The sequence below is a fragment of the Paludibaculum fermentans genome (assembly GCF_051172195.1).
Taxonomy (GTDB): Bacteria; Acidobacteriota; Terriglobia; order Bryobacterales; family Bryobacteraceae; genus Paludibaculum; species Paludibaculum fermentans_A.
In genome coordinates this window covers 1,246,537-1,262,384 of record NZ_JBPJAQ010000001.1, presented here as the reverse complement: position 1 = coordinate 1,262,384, position 15,848 = coordinate 1,246,537, and the positions used below count along the sequence as shown (strand labels likewise).

The following is a 15,848-nucleotide window of genomic DNA, read 5'->3' as shown; positions in this document are numbered from 1 at the left end:
GGAGTTGACTTATGGCGAAGATCCGAATCTTGTTGGCCGACGATCATACCCTCTTCCGTCAGGGCATCCGGCAGCTCATCTCAAACGAACCTGACATGGAAGTCATCGGGGAAGCCGCCAATGGCAGCGACGCCGTGGACAAAGCGGCGGAGTTGCGTCCGGACCTTGTTCTGATGGATATCGGCATGCCTGGCCTGAGCAGTTTCGAAGCCACCCGCCAGATGAAGAAGAACCGGCCTGAGATTAAGGTGCTGGTGCTTACCATGTACGACGACGAGGACTATCTCGTTGAGGGCATGGAAGTTGGCGCCAACGGCTATGTCCTGAAGGACAGCCCGGCCAATCAGCTTACGTCCGCCATCCGCGATGTTTGCCGCGGCGGCAGCTACCTCAGCCCGAGAATGTTGTCCCAGTTGGTCGACGATTTCCGGTCCCGCATCAAATCGGCCAATCGCCTGCCGCGCTTTGCCACGCTCACGACGCGTGAACGCGAAGTGCTGAAGCTGCTGGCTGAAGGCAACTCGGTGAAGGAGATCGCGTGCGATCTCAACCTCAGCGTGAAAACCGTGGAAGCCCACAAGTTCAACCTGATGCGCAAACTGGACATTCACAACAAGGCCCAGTTGGTGCAATACGCCATCCAGAAGAAGATCATCAAAATCCCCAATTTGGCCTGAGGGGAGGAGGGAATATCGCCGGGGGCAACCCGGGCGGTGTTCAACAGGCAGAGCGGCGCTCGCGCGCCGTGGCCCGCGTCTTTGCGGATTCCGAGCTTCGAGGAGATGTACAATCGACTTCGAGCTGGTACCGCGAAGCGCGGGCTTTTTTTATGAACAGAAGAGAACTCATTTCCATCACCGCCGCGGCTGCCGCGGCCACTTCCCTCCATGCGCAATCAGGCTCCAAACGCCTGCCCATCCGTAAGGCGATCCTGCTGGGGATGCTGCCCAAGTCGCTGACCATCGCAGACAAATTCACCCTTGCCAAGGATTGTGGATTTGAGGCGATGGAGTGCGGCACTGAGGACAACCCCGCCACCGCGGAGGAGATCAAGGCGGCCAGCGACAAGGTCAAGTTGCCCATCCACTCCGTCATGAACCGGGACCACTGGCAGTACCCGCTGTCCAGCCCCGATCCGGCCGTGGTCGCCAAAAGCGTGAAAGGGATGGAGACCAGCATCGCGAACGCGAAGCTCTGGGGCGCCGAGACCGTTCTACTTGTCCCGGCCGTGGTGAATCCCGAAGTCAGCTACAAGCAGGCCTGGGATCGATCGACCGCGGAGATCAAGAAGTTGATCCCGCTGGCCGCCAAGAGCAAGGTGATCATTGCGGTGGAAGAGGTATGGAACAAGTTCCTGCTCAGCCCCATCGAGTTCGCGAACTATGTCGACCAGTTCAAGAGCCCGTGGGTAAAAGCCTACTTTGATGTGGGGAATGTCGTCCTCTACGGTTATCCGCAGGATTGGATCCGGACGCTGGGCCCGCGCATCGCTAAAGTACACCTGAAGGATTTCAAGTTCGCCAAACGGCAGGCGGAGTTCGTCAACCTGCGGGATGGCGAGATCAACTGGAAAGAGATCTACAAGAGCTTGGAAGACATTGGTTATAAAGGTGTTGCGACAGTGGAGCTGTCCGGCGGCGATGGCGAATATCTGAAGGATGTGAGTAAGCGCGTCGATTTGATTCTGGAAAACGCATGAAGAAATTCCTGCTTGGGATTCTCGCCGGGCTCGTGATCGCCGTGGTCACGGGCATCGTCCTGACGTTTGCGGCGGTGAAGTTTGCGCGCAGGCCTCCGGAACCACCGAAAGAGGCCTGGCTCTCGCTGCGACTGGAAGGCGATCTGCCGGAGGCTCCGGAGGTGGGTGTCCCGCTCCCGGCGTTGGAGGACAAATCCCCTCTGACGGTGGCCGAGGTGTGGAGCGTGCTGCGCCGCGCCGCCCGGGATCCCAAGATCAAGGGCGTTCTGTTCAAGCCGCGCGGGCTATCCGTCGGCTGGGGCAAAGTAGAAGAGATCCGGCAGGGGCTCGAGCTTGTGCGCAAGTCCGGAAAACCGGTCTACGCCTGGCTCACGTCCCCGGGTACCAAGGAATACTACGCGGCCACGGCGGCCGACCGGATCTACCTCTCTCCAGAGGACTTAGTCGACTTAAAGGGCCTGCGTGTCGAGGCCGCTTACTACAAAGGAACGCTGGATAAGCTGGGCGTCGAAGTGGAAGTCGAGCACATCGGCAAGTACAAGGACGCCGGCGACAGCTATTCGCGCAGTTCAATGAGCCCGGAGACGAAGGAATCGCTGAATGCGGTTCTGGATGAGCTGTACTTCCGGTTGTGTTCCACCATCGGCCAATCGCGCCACATGACTCCGGAACAGGTGCGCACCCTGTTGGATGATGGTCCGTTTCTGGCGCCGAATGCCAAGAGCCGCGGCCTGGTGGACGAGCTGAACTACGAGTCGACGGTCCAGCAGCAGCTGGCGTCGGCGGCTCATTTGAGTGAAAGCCAGTCGATCTCGGCGCGCGACTATCTGAAAACGATGCCCGAATCCGGCGGCCGCAAAGTGAAGAACATCGCGTATCTCGTGGCCCAGGGCGACATCGTGCGCGGACCCATCGCCAGCCTGCTGGGCGATGAGCGCGGCATCAATCCCCAGACGATGGGCCGGCAGCTGCGCCAGATCGGGAATGATCCGACGATCCGCGGCGTAATCCTGCGTATCGATTCGCCGGGCGGCGATGCGATTGCGTCCGACGAAATCCTGGATGAGGTGAAGAAGCTTTCCAGGAAGAAGCCGATGGTGATCTCGATGTCGGATGTGGCGGCTTCCGGCGGTTACTACATCGCGATGAGCGGCGACCCGGTGGTGGCTTACCCCGGAACCCTGACTGGTTCCATCGGTGTGATCTACGGAAAGGTCAACCTCAAGGGGTTGTACGCGAAGATCGGTGTCTCGAAGGAGATTCTGAAGCGGGGGCGCTTCGCCGATATCGACTCAGACTTCCAGTCGTTGACCCCGGAAGGCCGCGCCAAGCTGCGCGAGTCGTTGCAGTTCATCTATGACGGATTTCTCAAGAAAGTGGGCGAAGGCCGGCACAAGAAACCGTCGGAGATCGATCCGGTCGCGCAAGGCCGGGTCTGGCTGGGCGTGCATGCCCAACAGCAGGGACTTGTCGATGAACTGGGCGGGCTGGACCGAGCGGTTGCCCTCCTGAAGAAAAAGGCTGACCTGTCTGAGACCGACGGGATCCGGCTGGTTCCTTACCCGGCCCGCCGGACCTGGTGGGACGAGCTGTTCACGAAGAAGGATGGGGCCGAAAGTGGTTGGGGCGGCGGCGAAGGAGAAGCTTCGATGTTGTTGAGGCAGCTGCCGGCCGGCGTGGCGCCCTGGCTGCAGGGTGGCGTGCTACGCGTGATGCCCTTTAGCATCCAGATCCGTTAAGCTGCTATCCACTAGAGACTAAAAGACCGCGGCCCGGTGAAACGGCCGCGGTCTTTGTTTTGAAGCTGCGAGTTGCCTAGAAGGCGTGGCTGGAACTGATGCCGCTGCTCTGCAGCACGACGGCCATCTTCTCGAGGGCGGACTTGTGGATCTGCGAAACGCGGCTCTCGTTGATGCCGAGGACCCCGCCGATCTCCTTCATCGTCATCTCGTTGGTGTAGTAGAGGACGACGACCTTCTTGTAGCGTTCGGGCAGCACAGCCATGGCGATTTCCAGCTTTTCTTTCATCTGCTCACGGGCGCACATGGAGTCTGGTTGGGTTTCGGGCTTGCTGGGGAATTCCGGGGCGGGCAGGTCTTCATTCTCAGGGGCGCGGGTGGAGGCGGAGACGAGACCGACATTGCGAAGGTCGAGAGCCATCTGGCGCCAACGGGAGACTTCGACGCCCATCTTGGCGGCGAGCTCGTCTTCAGTGGGCTGGCGTTGGAGGGTGGCGCAGAGATCGCGGGTGACTTGTTCAACTTGCTTATGGCGGCGGCGGAGATCGCGAGAGGCCCAGTCCAACTGCCGAAGGCTGTCCAGAATCGCACCCTTGATGCGGTGCTTCGCATAGCTGGAGAACACGACCTTCTTCTCGGGGTTGTACTTCGTGGCTGCATCGAACAGGCCAAGAATACCGGCGTGCACCAGGTCATCCAACTCAACGTGTACGGGCAAGCTCTCGTGAACGCGAACCGCAATCGCTTTCACCAGAGGAAGATGTTCCATTACAACGCGATCCCGCCGCTCCAACCGCGATTCCCTGATGAGTACAGGTCTCGCGGATTTTCTCCTCACGGGTTCGGGGCCGGAATCTTTCGCCAAAACCACAGCAGTCGCTCTCGCAGCCATGACCTTCTCCTTCACCTTCTCGCCAAAAATCGGTCCCACTTGAGCCTCTCTATTGGAGGTTTTTCCGTGTTTTTTCTGGACCTTCGGGCTCGTCCGGTTTAGGATGTCATCGCCCGACATACTTACATATGCAATCGGGCGACCACTCTGGCTGCTACTCAGGGTTTCACTGCAGTACCCCTGATTATCGGCTGCAAACCCAAGATTCCTTAGGCTCTCGCGAAATTCCGCCGCCTCACCCTCGAAGAGCCCGTTGGGAAGCTCCGCGCTGGAATGAGACGCTTCTGATTTCGCTCTGGCCTTCCTGGATGCCAACACGACCGTTGATGCCCTCAACATGAAACAGCCAGTTCCATTCCGGAACAAATATCCCGTCTTCAAACCGAGGAATATTCGCTACTACCTCGACCTGTGGCCGATCGTACCGTGTTTCTGAGGATTTCCCACTAGACGACACCCCTCAGGGTGCCAGACAGAATGTACTTATATGGGACTAGGAGGGATTCGGGGGTGGTTGGGAAGAAGCCTTAGCTGAGTTCGTCGCGACGGACGGCGACCCAGCTCTTGATTGCGAATACGGCTAACAGAATCAGGACGATGAGTCGAAACTGGCCATCCAGCGTAAACCACGCTGCTAGTCCTATCGCTCCATAGGCGGCTAAGGCCCACTTAAAGCGTTTGCGGATGGGTATCATTCTTAAAACACCTTAATTGTCTCATTAAGTGTCACTGATCCGAGACCGTCTCAATCTGTCACACTCGATGGCGTCTAGTGCTCTCATCTGGGGAGGTTGTACGTGAAAACCAACTGGAGCCGGATTTCGGTCCCCGTGAATTCGGCTGGCAGGGGTGGAAACGGGTTGGAGGCACTGATACCCGCAACTGCCGCTCGATCTAGTGCTTCCGTACCAGAAGGGAACGCAATGACTAGTTTCGGTACACCACCAATCCTATTGATTGAGAACTGTATGGCTGTCCGGCCCTGCCGCCCCAGCCGGGCGCTCTCGGGTAGCACCGCCTGCCAATTGCGCTTGACCGCGGCGAGGACCTGAATAAGGTAGGGCCTGAAGTCGATGCCTTTCGGATCGCTGAGCAACTCCAGGGTGCTGCCGTTGCGGCCCGGCGCGGGATTCTGGATCCGTCCCTCGCTCAGGCTCCCCATGCCGCCGCCGCCGACGTCGCCGACCATGACACCGCGTCCGCCGCCGCCCTGGGCAACGGCCCGGATCGCCTCATCCACTCCGGTCTTGGGTGGAGCGATGGCCACACGGCCTACACCCTGGGCGGCGCTGACGCCGGGTTGCGGCCCGCCTACTCTTTCGAACGGATTCGTTTTGGGCGGCTCGGCGACTGGCGGGGGCGTGGTGGGGATCTTCGGGGCCAAGCCGGCCGGGAGATTGGGCGGGGCCTGTTGCTCGGCCACCTCAATCTTCGGCGGGTCCGCGGCTTGAGGCCGTGGAACCGGCACGGCGACCGGACCGGGCGGTGGCGTGAACGGCTTACCCGGTGGGGTGCTCTGCGGCTGGACGACGGCTTTTTTCGGCATCAGCGCGGCCATGTCGACTTCCGTGGCCGGCTTCTTGCGCTGCTCTTCCTTCTGCGTCACCTTGAACTCGGGCAGGTTCCTGGGTGCGATCAGCGGAGTGGAGCGACGCACATCCACATGGACCTCCGCCCCGGAATGAAATTGCATCGCCCCACCCGGCGCATTCAAGGCAAAGAGGATCACCGCCAACTGGTAGAGCACGGCCCCGCACACAGCCAGGCGGCGGCGCCGGGTTTGCTCCTGGTCGCCGTAGTCCAGAAGCAGTTGTAGCTGCCCCTGGTCGCCGTGCCAGTACCGTTGAAATGATTCGAGCATGGAACCGGGAAAGAGCGGACTCTTACTTGATAGACGTGGATGAGAGCGAACGGGCTACTACCGCGCCATGTTCTTCGATCTTCGTCTCAATCATTCGAGCGAGTTCCAGGGCGAGGGCAGCTGCTTCTCCGTCCACCTCGGGCTTGGCGCGAGTGACGATGCAGTCGAGGAAGGACGCGAACTGACGCTTCAGGGGCTCTTGTTTCGTCACCATTTGGGGCATCAGCTTGACCTGGCGGTTGTCGTCGACGCCGATGGCGAAGCACTCCTGCTTCGCATAGTCTACGGACACATACTGTCTGGGCTGGAAGAAGCGCAGCTTGCGCACGCGTTCGGTCGAGACGCGCGAGGCGGTCAGGTTGGCGATGCAGCCGCTGGGGAACTCCAGGCGGACGTTGGCGATATCGGCCTTGCCGGAGAGCACGGGGATGCCGGCGGCGCGGATCTCGCTGGGCATGGTGCCGGTCATGGCTAGCAGGATGTCGAGATCATGGATCATCAAGTCGAGGACTACGTCCACATCCAGGCTGCGCGGTGAGAAGACGCTGAGGCGGTGGATTTCGAAGAACAGCGGCACGGTCACCAGCGACTTGGCCGCTGTGACGGCCGGGTTAAACCGTTCCAGGTGACCAACTTGCAGGATGCGGCCGCGCTGACGGGCGGTCACGATCATCTGGTGCGCCTCTTCGAGGGACGAGGCGATGGGTTTCTCGACCAGGACGTCGAGCCCGGCATCGAGCAACTGGCAGGCAACCTTGCAATGGGCTGAAGTGGGGACGGCGACGATGGCGGCCTGGGCGTGGCCGGCGAGGTCCTGCAGGGAGTCGTAGGCACGGCAGCCGAACTCCTTCGCGGCGGCCTGGGCGCGTTCCGGGTCGAGGTCGTAGACCCCGGCGAGCTCCACGTGGGATTCGCGGATGACGCGCAAGTGATTCTTTCCAAAGGCTCCTGCGCCGGCGACGGCGACGAGGACTGCTGGTTCGCTCATGATTCCTCCGGCTGGTAGCCGACGATCGAGATGTCGTGCTGGGCGGCCAGGGCGAGCATCTCGTCCTTGTCCAGCAGCAGGGTTCGGCCGGCGTCCACGGCGAGCGCGGTGGTTCCGGTCTCGGCCATGGCGAGAATGGTGCCCGGCCCGGCCACGGGCACGTCGAACAGAAGATGTTTGCGGCGGTTGGACGCCTTGATGAGCCGCAATGCGCGGCCGTTGACCAGGGAAGCCGCCCGGCGCAGCATGGCATCGGTGCCTTCCATGGCTTCGACGGCGACGCAGGCTCGCTCCGAGATGGCGACGCTTTGGCCGATGTCGAAACCGGAGAGAGCGCCGGCCACGCGCCGGCCGTAGTGGATGTCTTTCCGTTCGTCCTCGGTCAGTTTGCGCTTCGAAATCTGGCCCTCGGCGGCCAGCAGCGGCTTGAGGAGCAGGGTGGAATCCGCCAGCGTGATCCCCTCTTTCTCGAGCTCCTTCTGGACTCCGCCGATTAGGGCGTCGGTGTTGCGCGAGGGCAGGGAAAAGAGCAGCTTGGCCAGCCGCCAGTCGGGGCGTAAGGTGCTGAAAAGCGAGGTGTGCCGGACCTGGCCGGCCATGATCACCTGGGTGATCTTCTCCTTCTGGAGGATGTCGATCAACTTACCGAGTTCGGCGATCGTGATCCAGTAGCAGCGGTCGACCAGGGCTTCCACTTCCGGCGGGGCGTTGTCCTTTAGGGCGATGACTACTACTTCGTGCCCGAGCTGGCGGGCGGTCTGCAGGGCGAGGATGGGGAAGCGGCTGGAGCCGGCGATGAGCCCGTATCTCACTTGATGAAACCACGCTTGGCGGTGCGAATGAACTCGACCAGCTCGTCCACCTCGGCACACGGCGAAACTTCCGCCTGGATCTGCTCTAAAGCCTGGGAGGTGTTCAACTTGTCGCTCATGAGCAGGCGGAAGGCCTTGTGCAGCCCGGCGATGGAATCGGCGGTAAAGCCGCGGCGTTGGAGTCCGATCTTATTCTCGCCATAGACCTTCGACTGCCGTGGAGTGACCGTCTGCGAATAGGGCAGGACATCCTGGGTGACCACGCTATAGCCGCCGGTGAAGGAGTGGCGGCCGATGCGGCAGAACTGGTGGACGCCGGAGAAGGCCTCGACGATGGCCCAGTCGCCGATGGTGACATGCCCGGCGAGCGTAACCGCATTGCCGAGAATGATATGGCTGCCGATCTGGGCGTCGTGGGCGATGTGCGAATAGGCCATCAGCAGATTGTCGTCGCCGATGGCGGTGAGTGAGCCGCCGCCTTCGGTGCCGCGGTGGATGGTCACGAATTCGCGGATCCTGTTGCGGGCTCCGATGCGGGTTTCGGTGCGCTCGCCGTGGTACTTCAGATCCTGGGACGCGACCCCGACGCTGCCGTAGGGGAAGAATATGTTATCTTCCCCGATCCAGGTGGGCCCCTCTATATAGAGGTTAGCCATCAGCCGGGTGCGGGCTCCGATTTCGACTTCGGCGCCGATGACGCAGAATGGGCCGATGTCGGCGTCCGGGTGGATCCGAGCCGCGGGATCGATGATCGCGGTCGGGTGAATCGCCATGAGTCTAGGCCTGTGGAGCTGCGGCGCTGCCGGGCCGGTCGATCACCTTACACATGACGATCGCCTCGGCGACCACCTGGCCGTCGACGGTTGCGGTGCCTTGCATCTTGACGACGGTGGACTTGCGTTTCAGGGTCTTCAGCTCCAGGCGCAGAGTGTCGCCTGGCAGCACGGGTTTGCGAAACTTGGCCTCTTCGATGGACGCGAAGAGGACGAGTTTTGACTTGCGGTCTGGCAGGTCTTTCAGCACCAGCGTGCCGCCAACCTGGGCCATGGCTTCGATGATGAGCACGCCGGGCATGACCGGAAAATCCGGAAAATGCCCGAGGAAGAACGGCTCGTTGGCGGTGACGTTTTTGATGCCGACGATATAGTCTTCACCAAATTCGACGATCCGGTCCACCAGCAACATGGGATAGCGGTGGGGGAGGATGTCGCGGATGTCGATGTTTTCTAGGACTGCCATCGGAAACAGTTATTCTAACAAACGATGGACGCAATCCTTCCTCATGTACTGGCGCAACAGCCTGCAATCGTCAATTTTCTCAAAGACTTGGTGGAGTGCGAGTCGCCCAGCGATGATGCCGCCGCGGTCAACCGGTTTGTGGACCTGGTGGCGGCGCGAGTCGAGGGCCTGGCCCGGGTGAAGACCTTCCCGGGTGGGCGCTTTGGCCGTAACCTATTGTTGACATTCGATTTGCCGGGTCCGAGGAAGAAGAAGCCCGGGCGCATCCTGGGGGTCGGCCACAGCGATACGGTCTGGCCCATGGGCACTTTGAAGACGATGCCGTGGAAGGAAGCGGACGGCCGTTTGTGGGGGCCGGGGGTGCTGGATATGAAATCCGGCCTGGCCTTCTTTCTTTCAGCCATGAAGCTGCTGCAGGCGTTGGACCTGCCGGTTTCCCGCCAAGTGGCGCTGTGGGTCGTGTCGGACGAAGAGGTGGGCAGCGAGGTTTCCCGCCCGCTCACCGAGAACCTGGCGAAAGAGAGTTCCGCCGTACTGGTGGCGGAACCGGGCACTGGTCTGGGCGGCAAGCTCAAGACCGCGCGCAAGGGCGTAGGCGATTACACGGTGACGGTGCGGGGCAAAGCGTCGCATGCCGGAGTCGATTTCGCGGCCGGGGCGAGCGCCATTGTGGAACTGGCCCGGCAGATCGAAAAGATAGCCGGATTCACCAACCTGCCCAAGGGGCTGACTGTGAACCCGGGGGTTATCGCGGGTGGTACGCGGACGAATGTCATCGCGGCCGAGGCGCGGGTGGAGGTGGATATCCGCATCGCGAGGCTGGCGGATTATGCCGGGCTCGACCGCAAGTTCCAGAGGCTGAAAGCGGTGGATAAGCGGTGCAGCCTGGAAGTCAGCGGCGGACTGAACCGTCCGCCGATGGAGCGAACGAAAGGCGTGGCCGCCTTGTTCAAAGCGGCTTCGGAGCTGGCGGGCAAGCACCTTGGCTTGAAGCTGGAAGAGTCGGCGACGGGCGGCGGATCGGATGGCAACTTCACGGCTGGCTTAGGCGTCCCTACGCTGGACGGCATTGGCGGGGTGGGGGAAGGAGCGCACGCGGCGAACGAGAGCATCCTGGTGGACCGGATTGCTGATCGAACGGCCCTGCTCGCCCTTCTTGTCCGGCATTTGGGACAATAAGAAGATCGCGGTTCACGCATGGTAGTCACCGGAATCTATTACGCATTATTTCTGACGGGCGCCGGAGCCCTGCTCGGCTACTTCACCAAGGGCTGGGCGGGCGTCCCGTTCTACATCCTGGCTTTGTTTTGTCTCTGGTTCTTCCGGGATCCCGAAAGGCAGGTGCCGCCGGGTCCGGTGGCTGTATCGCCGGGCGACGGCAAAGTGGTGCTGATCCGGCGCGGGCCTGAGTCGACGCGGGTGAGCGTCTTTTTGAACGTTTTCGACGTCCATGTGAACCGGGCGCCGATTGCCGGCAAAGTGATTGACGTTCACTATAAGGCCGGCAAGTTCCTGGTGGCGAGCAAAGAGGAAGCTTCGGTCGATAACGAGATGAACACGATTACGATCGACGGCAGCGTGGGCGGGCATCGCACCCTGGTGACCTTCTCGCAGATCGCGGGGCTGATTGCGCGCCGCATTGTCTGTACGAAGAAGCCTGGTGATTTTGTGACCGCAGGTGAGCGCGTAGGCCTGATCAAGTTCGGCTCTCGCGTCGATGTGACTTTTGGACCCGAATGGGAGATTGATGTGCGTGAGGGCCAGCGGGTCTCCGCCGGCTCCAGCGTGCTGGCTCATATCGGCGCCGGTAGGAACAAATCATGACTCCGCGCTTGAATCTCCGTGAAAGACTGATCGATCCGAATTCGCCGGATCGCCGGCCGCGGCGTGCCGCCTACGCGCTGCCCACGTTGTTCACCGCCGGCAACCTCTTTATGGGGTATCTGGCGATTCTGAAGTCAGTGGAAGGCGCGCTGTGGGCCGCGGCGGGCAATTACGGCCCGAACCGAGCCTGGGAGACGGCCGCGATGGTCATCGGTCTCTCGGTGTTCTTCGATGGATTGGACGGCCGCATTGCGCGGCTGACCAACACCACCAGCGACTTCGGCCGTGAACTGGATTCGCTGGCCGATGTCATCAGCTTCGGCATCGCTCCGGCGGTGCTGGCCTTTGTGTGGGGCTACCAGTTCCTCGACCCGTACACGCCGCCGGAGATCCGTAAGTACCTGATGCAGGCGGGCTATTTCATTTTGTTCATGTTCGTATGCTGTGGCTCGATGCGGTTGGCGCGGTTCAACATTACGGTGAATCCGGTGCCGCGCAATCCGGGCCGCCCGGACCGCAAGTATTTCGTTGGTTTGCCGATTCCCGCCGCGGCCGGCATGGTGGCCGCGGTGATCTACGCCGTCGACTCGGTGCCTCTGCGGGGGTGGCCGATTATCACCGCGTGGTCCGCGTTGATGGCATTGCTCGCGTTCCTGATGGTGAGCACCTGGCGCTATCGCAGCTTCAAGGACTTCAGCCTGGTCAGTCCGCGCAGTCCGAAGAGCGTGATCGTGCTCTGCATGGTGATCTACCTGTTCTGGAACTTCTCGAAACCCGCGCTGCTGGTATTGGCCACTGTCTATGTGTCCAGCGGCATTCTGGTGCGGTTGGGCGGACTGATCCGGCGCTGGTTCAAACCTTCGCCTCCGCCTGCGCATCCCGAACATCAGGCCAGTTAGGTGACATCCATGACTAAGCCCAAGTGGCTTCTGCTGGGCGGCGAAACGCTGCTCGGCAAGGAGATTCGTGAACTTGTCGAGGAAGGCAAGCTGCCAGTGACGCTGAGCCTGGCCAGCGCCCATCCCGACGATATCGTGCTGGCGCCGGGCGAGGAGGATCTCCTCGTGATGCAGCCGCTGGACAAGAATACGGTCGAAGAGGCCGACGTGGTGCTGATGGCCGGAACGATGGAGGCGCATCAACGGGCACTCGCTCTTGCCCATGCGCAGCCGCAGCGGCCCGCCATTGTCGATGCTGTCTGTGATTTCGAAGACCTGCCCGAGGCCATCCTGCGGGCGCCCATCCTGGAACGGGCACCGGTGGCGGCCCAGGAATACACGATCCACTCGCTGGCTCATCCTGCGTCCATTGCGCTGGCGCGCCTGATGTCGCTGCTGCACGCGCAACGTCCACTGCGGAGCGCGGTGGTGACCGTCCTCGAGCCGGCCAGTGAGCGCGGCAAAGAGGGCGTCGACGAGCTGCACCAGCAGACTCTCACTTTGTTCAACTTCCAGCAGATGCCGCGCGACCTGTTTGATGCGCAGGTGAGTTTCAACCTGCTGCCGCGCCTGGGCGCCGAAGCGAAAGTGAGCCTGGACGTGGCGGAGCACCGCATTGAGCGCCATCTCGCTTCCCTGCTGGGTCCGCTGGCCGTGCCGCTGCCTTCCCTGCGCGTGGTGCAGGCGCCCGTATTTCACGGTTATTGCCTGAACACCTGGCTGGAATTTGAATCGCGGCCCACGGTGGACGAGATTAGCGGCTGGCTGAAGGACGCCGGTTTGGATGTCCGCGGCGCCGATCTGGAGCCTGGCTCCAACATGGGTGTAGCCGGACAGAGTGGCCTCACAGTCAGCGACATAGCGGAAGATCGCGGCAATGCCCGTGGAATCTGGCTTTGGCTGGCGCTGGACAACATGCGTACGCGCGCCGAGACGGCACTGCTGACGGCGGGGCTGCTGTCGAAGAAGGAGGCCCGATGAGGGCTGGGCTTCTCGTCCTGGCGGCTGCGGCCGGACTAAGCGGCTGTGGTTATCATGTGGGCGGCCACGGCGACATGCTGCCGGCAACGCTGCAATCCATTGCGATTCCAGCCTTCGGCAACTCGACTACGCGGTATAAGCTCACTGAGCAACTGCCGGGCGCCATCGGCCGTGAGTTTCTGTCGCGCACGCGTTATCGCGTCATTCCCAATGTGGATCAGGCGGACGCTGTGTTGACCGGCGCGGTGGTGAATTACTATACGGCGCCCACCATTTTCGATCAGAAAACGGGGCGCGCGGCCGGCATCCAGGTGTCGGTGATCATGAACATTTCACTCACTGAACGAAAGACCGGCAAGGTGATCTACAAGCGCGACAACATGGAGTTCCGCCAGCGGTATGAGGTGGCGACCGACCAGTTGCAGTATTTCGACGAGAGCTCGGTGGCGCTGCAGCGGCTGAGCCTGGAAGTGGCGCGCCAGGTGGTGAGCAGCGTGTTGGAGGCTTTCTAGACAAGCTATGACGCCGGAACAGTTCCTACGCACGTTGTCGAAACAGGAGCCGGAGCCGGTGTATCTGTTTGTGGGTCCGGAAGGCTACCGGCGGGCGCCGTGCCGCAAGGCCCTGCTGGAGAAGGTGCTGAGTGAGGAGGATCGTGAAGAGGGCTATGCCCGTCACGACCTGGACGAACTCTCGATTAGTGAAGTCCTGGACGATGCCCGCTCGATGTCGCTGTTCGCACGCAATCGGGTGATCTGGGTGGCGTCGGCGGAATCGGCGCTGCCGCGCGGACGTGCCGCGGCCAGTGAGGACGATGAGGGTTCCGGCAAGTCGGCGGTTGGTCCGGAGGCGCTGGCGGCCTATTGCAAGGATCCAACGCCAGGTGTCGTGCTTGTCTTTGACGCCCGTAAGTGGGACTTCGACGGCGAAGACAAGACCAAAATGGACCGTCTGGCGAAGTACTACGGGGCGATCCGCGCCGTGGTGGAATTCGTCAAATTCACGCCGCAGGACGCACGCGCGTTTGTGCAGTCGCAGGCGGCGGAGCGCGGGTTGCGGCTGGGGTCGAACGAAATCGACCTGCTGGTGGAAGCCACCGCGGCCGATGCCTCGCGGCTGGCGAACGAGGTGGAGAAGTTGGCTCTGTTCGCCGAGGTCAACGGCGGCAAGGTGACGGCAGCCGACATCGCCAACATGGTGCCGAATGCGCAGGAGACCACGGTTTTCAACCTGGTGAACGCGCTGGCCCGCCGCAGCAGGGTGGAGGCGATGCAGCTGCTGGATACGCTGGTGCGGGAGGGCGAATACCTGCCGCTGGCGCTGACGTTCCTGGGGGGCATCTTCCGGTTGGCGCTGGCTGCGCGCGAACAGGGGCTGCGCTCCTCCAGCGAAGTGCAGAGTTTTTTCCAGCGGCAGGGCACGCCGATGTGGCGGTCGCGCGCCGACCAGATTCACACAGCCAGTTCGAAATTCACGAAAGAGAAGCTGGAAGAGGCGCTGCAACTCGTCTTCCGGGCCGATCGCGACATGAAGAGTTCGCGCGTCGACGACCGCATCGTGATGGAAGAGTTCGTGCTGCGCCTCACGCGCTAAACGCCGGGGTGCTTGAACGGGGCGCGATAGGCCCTGGCCAGCAGCTTGTTGGCGGCCGGGTCGTTCAGTATCTTTTCTGAAGCCATATCCCAATTCAGAGTGCGGCCGGTCTTGTAAGAGATCATGCCCAATTGCACCGTGGCCGTGGAACGGAAGGCTTCGTCGGGTGAGACGGAGGGCTGCGTGCCGGAGCGAACGGCCTTCAGCCATTCCGTGACGTGACGCTGGCTGAGTTCATTGGCGGATTTGACCTCGGTGACGCGGCGCTGCGCGTTGCGTCCCTTGGGCATCACGATCCAGCGGCCGTCGGTGACGAAAATCGTCTCTTTCTCACCGAAGAAGGTCACGCCATTCGAGAATTCCGGATCGCGTTCCACGGCGCCCCACAGGCGATGGCGCCAGACGACCGGGCATTTGTCGAACTCGAAATGAGCGGTGAGGGTGTCGGGTGTGGTGATGCGGCCCTTGTATTCGTAGAGCCCGCCGACCGCGGTAATGCGTTTGGGCATGGTTTCCGCCAGCATTTTGCGGGTGGCGTCGATCAAATGGATGCCCCAATCGACCATGTGGCCATTGCCCGTGGTCTCCTCCAGGCGCCAGGACTTGTGGCCGATGTTGGGGGAGTAAGGCAGTTTGGGCGCGGGGCCGCACCACAGGTCCCAATCGAGAGTGGCCGGCGGGTCCTGCGGCTTGTTGTCGAGCGGTTGGGCGGTGTAGTGGATGTTGACGTCGACCTGGATGATGGGGCCGGGCGCGCCGGAGGCGATGTACTCCATTACGGACTGGTAGGCCTCGCTCTGGCGGCGCTGGAAGCCGATCTGAACGATATTGCCGGCCTTCTTCCAGGCATTGGCCATGGCGCGGCCTTCGCGGATATCGTAGGCCAGCGGCTTTTCGCAATAGATGGGCAGCTTTCGCTCGCAGGCGGCGATGAACGGCATGGCGTGCCAGTGGGGCGGTGTGGCGATGACGAGCCCATCCAGGCCATCCATGGCCAACAGATCCTTATAGTTCTTGAAGCCTTTCGGCTTGGAGCCCTGTTGTTTCTCGATGGCGGCGCTCATCTCGTCCAGATGCGCGGAATCGAGATCGCACAGGCCGATGAACTCGACTCCACCGGCCGCGATGGCGGCGCTGGAATCGACTCCTCCGAACCAGCCGCAGCCGATCAGGCCGAGCTTCAGTTTCTTCTCCTGCGCCAGCACGGTGGAGGCAGCGGCAGCCGCACCCAGAAAATCACGGCGATTGATGATGGTCATGGCCACTCCTGAAACAGCTAACA

At 61.7% G+C, this 15,848-nt stretch carries 17 protein-coding genes; 9 read left to right on the top strand and 8 right to left on the bottom strand.

Annotated features, from left to right (window positions below; translation table 11 throughout):
• Window positions 1-11: 11 nt before the first annotated feature.
• The 3 genes from ACR9Y2_RS05180 (at window position 12) to sppA (ending at window position 3,438) form a co-directional block, all read left to right on the top strand.
• Window positions 12-677, top strand: coding sequence for a response regulator (locus ACR9Y2_RS05180; protein ID WP_435039993.1), 666 nt, complete (start codon window positions 12-14; stop codon window positions 675-677).
• A 152-nt stretch (window positions 678-829) separates the two neighbouring features.
• The gene (locus tag ACR9Y2_RS05175; protein WP_435039992.1) at window positions 830-1,699 is read left to right on the top strand and encodes a sugar phosphate isomerase/epimerase family protein; all 870 of its coding nucleotides are present in this window, start codon (window positions 830-832) and stop codon (window positions 1,697-1,699) included.
• Window positions 1,696-3,438 carry a signal peptide peptidase SppA gene (sppA, locus tag ACR9Y2_RS05170; RefSeq protein WP_435039991.1) on the top strand — a complete coding sequence of 581 codons (1,743 nt, stop codon included), beginning with the start codon at window positions 1,696-1,698 and terminating at the stop codon, window positions 3,436-3,438. The genes ACR9Y2_RS05175 and sppA overlap by 4 nt, the downstream gene beginning before the upstream one ends.
• Before the next feature lie 76 nt (window positions 3,439-3,514).
• On the opposite strand, the gene ACR9Y2_RS05165 is transcribed toward sppA, so the two are convergent.
• The 7 genes from ACR9Y2_RS05165 to fabZ form a co-directional block, all read right to left on the bottom strand.
• A complete protein-coding gene (locus tag ACR9Y2_RS05165) occupies window positions 3,515-4,330 on the bottom strand; it encodes a sigma-70 family RNA polymerase sigma factor (protein WP_435039990.1) in 816 nt (271 codons plus the stop codon).
• Window positions 4,331-4,857: 527 nt separating this feature from the next.
• On the bottom strand, window positions 4,858-5,025 hold the full coding sequence (locus ACR9Y2_RS05160; RefSeq protein ID WP_435039989.1) for a hypothetical protein: 168 nt from the start codon (window positions 5,023-5,025) through the stop codon (window positions 4,858-4,860).
• Between the two features lie 83 nt (window positions 5,026-5,108).
• Window positions 5,109-6,191 carry an energy transducer TonB family protein gene (locus ACR9Y2_RS05155; RefSeq protein WP_435039988.1) on the bottom strand — a complete coding sequence of 361 codons (1,083 nt, stop codon included), beginning with the start codon at window positions 6,189-6,191 and terminating at the stop codon, window positions 5,109-5,111.
• 22 nt (window positions 6,192-6,213) lie between these two features.
• A complete protein-coding gene (locus ACR9Y2_RS05150) occupies window positions 6,214-7,179 on the bottom strand; it encodes a Gfo/Idh/MocA family protein (RefSeq protein WP_435039987.1) in 966 nt (321 codons plus the stop codon).
• Entirely contained in the window at window positions 7,176-7,991 is an 816-nt protein-coding gene (locus ACR9Y2_RS05145) for an LpxI family protein (RefSeq protein ID WP_435039986.1), read from the bottom strand. The genes ACR9Y2_RS05150 and ACR9Y2_RS05145 overlap by 4 nt, the downstream gene beginning before the upstream one ends.
• A complete protein-coding gene (gene lpxA / locus ACR9Y2_RS05140; protein ID WP_435039985.1) occupies window positions 7,988-8,764 on the bottom strand; it encodes an acyl-ACP--UDP-N-acetylglucosamine O-acyltransferase in 777 nt (258 codons plus the stop codon). Before lpxA ends, ACR9Y2_RS05145 begins: the two co-directional genes overlap by 4 nt.
• Before the next feature lie 4 nt (window positions 8,765-8,768).
• The gene (fabZ, locus tag ACR9Y2_RS05135; protein WP_435039984.1) at window positions 8,769-9,230 is read right to left on the bottom strand and encodes a 3-hydroxyacyl-ACP dehydratase FabZ; all 462 of its coding nucleotides are present in this window, start codon (window positions 9,228-9,230) and stop codon (window positions 8,769-8,771) included.
• 24 nt (window positions 9,231-9,254) lie between these two features.
• On the opposite strand from fabZ, the gene ACR9Y2_RS05130 reads away from it, so the two are divergent.
• From ACR9Y2_RS05130 to holA, 6 genes are read left to right on the top strand one after another with little or no spacing between them, the layout of a single operon-like run.
• Window positions 9,255-10,409: a M20 family metallopeptidase gene (locus ACR9Y2_RS05130; RefSeq protein ID WP_435039983.1), complete on the top strand. Its 1,155-nt coding sequence runs from the start codon at window positions 9,255-9,257 to the stop codon at window positions 10,407-10,409.
• A gap of 18 nt (window positions 10,410-10,427) precedes the next feature.
• Window positions 10,428-11,054, top strand: coding sequence for a phosphatidylserine decarboxylase (locus tag ACR9Y2_RS05125; RefSeq protein ID WP_435039982.1), 627 nt, complete (start codon window positions 10,428-10,430; stop codon window positions 11,052-11,054).
• Window positions 11,051-11,953 carry a CDP-diacylglycerol--serine O-phosphatidyltransferase gene (pssA, locus tag ACR9Y2_RS05120; RefSeq protein ID WP_435039981.1) on the top strand — a complete coding sequence of 301 codons (903 nt, stop codon included), beginning with the start codon at window positions 11,051-11,053 and terminating at the stop codon, window positions 11,951-11,953. The genes ACR9Y2_RS05125 and pssA overlap by 4 nt, the downstream gene beginning before the upstream one ends.
• A gap of 9 nt (window positions 11,954-11,962) precedes the next feature.
• Window positions 11,963-12,973 (top strand): Asd/ArgC dimerization domain-containing protein, encoded by a 1,011-nt coding sequence (locus ACR9Y2_RS05115; protein WP_435039980.1) that lies wholly within the window; start codon window positions 11,963-11,965, stop codon window positions 12,971-12,973.
• Window positions 12,970-13,485: an LPS assembly lipoprotein LptE gene (lptE, locus tag ACR9Y2_RS05110; RefSeq protein WP_435039979.1), complete on the top strand. Its 516-nt coding sequence runs from the start codon at window positions 12,970-12,972 to the stop codon at window positions 13,483-13,485. Before ACR9Y2_RS05115 ends, lptE begins: the two co-directional genes overlap by 4 nt.
• A gap of 7 nt (window positions 13,486-13,492) precedes the next feature.
• Window positions 13,493-14,566 (top strand): DNA polymerase III subunit delta, encoded by a 1,074-nt coding sequence (gene holA / locus ACR9Y2_RS05105; protein ID WP_435039978.1) that lies wholly within the window; start codon window positions 13,493-13,495, stop codon window positions 14,564-14,566.
• Here the strand turns inward: holA and ACR9Y2_RS05100 are convergent.
• Window positions 14,563-15,825, bottom strand: a complete 1,263-nt coding sequence (locus ACR9Y2_RS05100) for a Gfo/Idh/MocA family protein (RefSeq protein ID WP_435039977.1) — start codon at window positions 15,823-15,825, stop codon at window positions 14,563-14,565. The two genes, holA and ACR9Y2_RS05100, sit on opposite strands and share 4 nt — an antisense overlap.
• Window positions 15,826-15,848 lie beyond the last annotated feature (23 nt).